Annotated in this window: 2 protein-coding genes; one reads left to right on the plus strand and one right to left on the minus strand. The window is 64.4% G+C overall.

Annotated elements, in window-relative coordinates:
* Positions 1-183, plus strand: a 183-nt coding sequence (locus AC1DU6_RS33480; protein ID WP_477862653.1) for a hypothetical protein, incomplete at its 5' end; no start/stop codon positions are given.
* 255 nt (positions 184-438) lie between these two features.
* Here AC1DU6_RS33480 and AC1DU6_RS33485 read toward each other — a convergent pair.
* On the minus strand, positions 439-841 hold a 403-nt coding region (locus AC1DU6_RS33485; protein WP_477862655.1), incomplete at its 5' end, for a TonB-dependent receptor.

Here is an 841-nt window from a genome sequence, read left to right on the forward strand (position 1 = left end):
GTGATGCTGCTTGCCGTCGCGCGCTTCAGCGCGCCAAAGAATGAGGGCGGCAGCCGGTCGCCGCCGGGAACGCCATTGGCGGCAGGCTGGGCAGCGCCTGCCGCTGAATCCGTTTATTTAGGTGTCGATCCTGCCCGCCCGGCCGGATTCGAAGGGTTCGCCGTCAACGCTCGCCAGCGCTGAGCGGCACGACGTTGCCAGCCAAGGTCCGGTATCGGTGGCCGCTGCCCATTCACACGCAATTTTCAACCGGCTGCACCCAGCCTGGAACTGCAAGTTGGCGAATTTCGGCTTTGGGCACCTTGCTGTCGCACGGGCGCTGGCCCCGACCGTCAGCAACCGCTGCAAAACGGAATTTCCGCGCTCTCCGTTCGACAAATCGCCCAGCGCCGACAGCCACCTGAATGCCGAACCCGCGCCGGCCGGCATGAGTGACCCTCAGTAGTCGATCCCCACCCGAATCCCGTAGGTCCGCGGGTCGTTCCAGTAGGCGCGCACGAAGCCGCCGCCGTCCTGCACCGCGTTCTTCGTCATCTTGTTGGTCGCGTTCAGCACATAGAGCTCGGCGCGCCAGTACTTGGGCGCCTGCAGCTTGAGGCTGGCGTCGATCTTGGTGAAGGCCTTCTGGCTGTCGGAGATGTGCGGGTTGTCCAGGTTGAGCAGGGTGAAGTACATCTTGTCCTGCCACTTCAGGTTGACCCAGGGCGTCAGCTCCCAGCCCTCGCCGAACATGAAGCTCTGTGAGAAGTTGATGCCGAAGCTGTACTTGGGCGACAGGGGCAGGTGGTTGCCGGTGATGTCCAGGATCTGGCGGCCGGCGAACTCGCGGACGGGGCCGCTG

Source organism: Roseateles sp. P5_B10, from assembly GCF_056400485.1.